General features: G+C 75.7%; 6 protein-coding genes. 5 read left to right on the top strand and 1 reads right to left on the bottom strand.

Annotated features, from left to right (window positions below; translation table 11 throughout):
• The 5 genes from D6689_22165 to D6689_22145 form a co-directional block, all read left to right on the top strand.
• On the top strand, positions 1–526 hold a 526-nt coding region (locus tag D6689_22165), incomplete at its 5' end, for a bifunctional 3,4-dihydroxy-2-butanone-4-phosphate synthase/GTP cyclohydrolase II (GenBank protein ID RMH36629.1).
• 16 nt (positions 527–542) lie between these two features.
• The gene (locus tag D6689_22160; protein ID RMH36628.1) at positions 543–1,019 is read left to right on the top strand and encodes a 6,7-dimethyl-8-ribityllumazine synthase; all 477 of its coding nucleotides are present in this window, start codon (positions 543–545) and stop codon (positions 1,017–1,019) included.
• Between the two features lie 4 nt (positions 1,020–1,023).
• Positions 1,024–1,452, top strand: coding sequence for a transcription antitermination factor NusB (gene nusB / locus D6689_22155; GenBank protein ID RMH36627.1), 429 nt, complete (start codon positions 1,024–1,026; stop codon positions 1,450–1,452).
• A gap of 7 nt (positions 1,453–1,459) precedes the next feature.
• The gene (locus tag D6689_22150) at positions 1,460–1,999 is read left to right on the top strand and encodes a hypothetical protein (protein RMH36626.1); all 540 of its coding nucleotides are present in this window, start codon (positions 1,460–1,462) and stop codon (positions 1,997–1,999) included.
• Complete coding sequence (locus D6689_22145) at positions 1,996–2,466, top strand: hypothetical protein (GenBank protein ID RMH36625.1); 471 nt, start codon at positions 1,996–1,998, stop codon at positions 2,464–2,466. Before D6689_22150 ends, D6689_22145 begins: the two co-directional genes overlap by 4 nt.
• Before the next feature lie 187 nt (positions 2,467–2,653).
• Here the strand turns inward: D6689_22145 and D6689_22140 are convergent.
• The coding region (locus D6689_22140; GenBank protein ID RMH36624.1) for a hypothetical protein at positions 2,654–3,188 on the bottom strand (535 nt) is incomplete at its 5' end.

The raw sequence follows: 3,188 nt of genomic DNA, 5'->3' as shown, positions 1-3,188 counted from the left end.
CGAGGGCGAGCCGTTTCAGGCGTACGTGTACGGCACGTCGGTCGAGGACGCCGAGTACCTGGCGCTGGTGCGCGGCGACGTGCGGGCGGCGAGCCGCCGGGGCGAGGCGGTGCTCGTGCGCGTGCAGGCGGCCGACCCGGTCGGCGACGCGTTCGGCGTCGGGCCGTACGAGCCGCAGCTTCGCGGCGCCCTGCGCGCGATCGACGAGGCGGGGCTCGGGGTGTTTTTGTACGTCTACCCCAAGCCGCGGCTGAGTCTGCTCGATTCGTTCGAGCGGCACGTACTGCGCAAGCCGGCCGAGACCCGCGCGCACCGCGCCGGCCCGAGCGAGGTGCTGCGCGACTTCGGGCTCGGGGCGCAGGTGTTGGCCGATCTCGGCTGCCGAAAAATCCGGTTGATGAGCAACAACCCCCGCCGCATCGCGGGGCTCGAGGGGTTCGGCATCGAGATCGTCGAGCGCGTCCCGATCGCGGTCGACCCCCATCCGGTCGGCCACTTGCAAGCGGTGCGCGGCGACGGCACCTGAGTTAGGCTAGCGGCCGATGCCCACCGTGGTCGAAGGACACCTCACCAGCGCGGGACTGCGGGTCGCGATCGTCGCGTCGCGCTTCAACGCGTTCATCGTCGACCGCCTCGTCGACGGCGCGGTCGATGCGCTCGTGCGCACCGGCTGCGCCGATGCGGACATCGCGGTGTACCGCACGCCCGGCGCGTTCGAGATCCCGCAGGTATTGCGCCGCGTGGTCGACGCGGGGCGCTACGATGCAGCCGTGTGTCTCGGCGCGGTCATCCGCGGCGGCACGCCCCACTTCGAGTACGTCGCGTCGTCCGTGACCAAGGGGATCGCGCAGGTCGCCGCGACCTCGCCGATCCCGGTATCGTTCGGCATTTTGACGTGCGACACGGTCGACCAGGCCATCGACCGCGCCGGGGCGAAGGCCGGCAACAAGGGGGCCGAGGCCGCGATGGCCGCCGTCGAGACCGCCAACCTGCTGCGGCGCCTGGAGGCGGCCGAGTAGCGGCATGGGGGCTCCCGGCGCGCGTCGGCGGGCCCGCAGCTACGCGCTGCAGGTGCTCTACGCCCTCGACCTCAACCCGTCTGCGACGGCCGACGAGGCGCTCGCCGAGTTTTGGGAGGCGTTCGAACGGGCCGAGGGGGACGCCGCGGCGCGCGAGTTCGCCGAGTCGCTGGTGCGGGCGACCGCGGCCCATCGAGCGGTCATCGACGACCACATCCAGCGGGCGTCGAAGAACTGGCGGCTCGACCGCATGTCGCGCGTCGACCGCAACATCTTGCGCCTGGCCACCGCCGAATTGCTCACCGGCGACGAGGTGCCGGTGAGCGTCGTGATCAACGAAGCCGTCGAACTCGCGAAGCGATTCGGCGCACAGGAGTCGCCCGCGTTCGTCAACGGCATCCTCGACCGCATCGCATCCGCCGCGCGGGGCTGACGATCGCATGCCCGTCCACTTCCTGCCGACGTCGCTGGCCAAATGGGCGCACGCGCGAGGCGATGCGCTCGTGGTCGGCTTCTTTTCGGACGAGCGCCCTCTGCGCGGCGCCGCGGGCCTGGCGGATTGGCGGCTGTGCGGCCGACTGTCTCGCCTGATCAAGGCCGGCAGGCTCAGCGGGCGGCGCGGCGAGACGCTGCTTTTGCCGCCGGGCCGGCGCCTGCCGTTCGCGCGCGCGCTGGTGTTCGGTTTCGGCGATTCCGGTCGGTTCTCCGAAGAGGTGTACCGGCAGCACGTCCGGTGGATCCGGGATGTCGTCCGGCGCGCGGGGATCGCGCAGGTGGCCCTGCAGGCGCCGGGCCGCGCGACCGGACTGATCGCCGCACGCCGCGCGCTCGAGCTGTGGATCGAAGAGGCGCGCAAGGACGACGCCGAGCTGGAGGTGTCGTTCATCGACTCGCCGGGGGCCATCAAGGAGATGGCGGACCTGGTCCGCGGTCCGCGCGCGCCCGGTCCGGCCGCGGCATCGGATAAGATCGCGCCGTGATCCGCCCGCTCGCGTTGGCGTTCGCGGTCGCTACCGGCTGCGTCGTGCGCGTGGACCCGGCCGACACCCGGTTCCGCTGCGAGCGCGAGCCCGTATGTCCCGCCGGGTTCGAGTGCGTCGGCGGCGTGTGCGAGCCGTCCGGCGCCGCGCCCGACGCGGGCGGCCCGGACGGCGCGGCGGACGCCGGCGCGGTCGATGGCGGCGCGGCGGATGCGGCGCGCGCCCCGTGCGACGCGACGTACGGGGCGGCGCCGGCGTACGTGCTGTGCCAGCAGACCGCGACGACCTGCGCGTTCAACGCGCAGACGGCAGGCGGCACCTGCGGCGACGCCTGCGCGGCCTACGGCGGGGCCTGCCTCGGCGCGTTCGACAACGAAAACGGGCCGGGGCAGGAGTGCGCGCCGATCGCCGCCGACGACTGCACGACGCCGCGGGAAACCGAGATCTGCGTGTGCACGCGCCCGTGACCCTCGGAGCCGGCGCCGCCGCGCGCACGACGGCGACCGAGCCCGGCTGCGCGCGTTCGCCGGCGGGTCCTCCGGTATCGCGGTGCGCCGGCGCCGTCGCGCGGGCCGTGCGCGGTCGGCAGGTGCGCGGCCGTCGCGATCGCCGCGAACGACGCGGCCGGGCGCGCGCCGAGACGTCGATCCGCCGTCAGCGGGCGCGTGCGGCGCGGGCGAGGGCGACGGCCGCGCGACAGCGGTCGGTGGCGCGCCACAGGGCGCGCAGGGCGGCGAGTTGGTCGGCCGGGCCGCCGTCGCGCAGCGCGCGCGCCGTCTGATAGGCGCGCCGGGCGGCCAACGGGATGGCGCCGGTCGCGGCGCGCGCCGCGGCGGCGGCCTCGCGCGCGGCGCGATCGGCCCGGTGCAGCAAACCGGGCAGGACGTCGGCGCGGGCGATCGCGGTCGTCGCGCCGCTGGCCACGTCGCGCTCGACGCCGAGCACGAGCCACTCGATGACCAGGGTCCACGCTTCGAGCGCGGCGGCGCGCGCGGCGGCGGCGGCGAGCAGGGCGGCGCGCGGGTCGCCGGCCGGCGGCGACGGGGGCGCGGCGGCTGCCGGGCCCGGGTTCGATGCCGCGGCTCCGGGCGGCTGCGCGCCGCGGAGCGAGCGGGCGTCGATCGGTGCCGTCGCGGCCGGCCGCGCCGCGCCGGCTCCGGCCGCGGGGACGCCCGGCGGCTCCGCGCGG

The organism is Deltaproteobacteria bacterium (assembly GCA_003696105.1).
In the GTDB taxonomy this organism is placed as follows: domain Bacteria; phylum Myxococcota_A; class Polyangia; order Haliangiales; family J016; genus J016.
The sequence above is the reverse complement of the archived record's forward strand: the minus strand, read 5'-3'. Positions and strand labels throughout refer to the sequence as shown.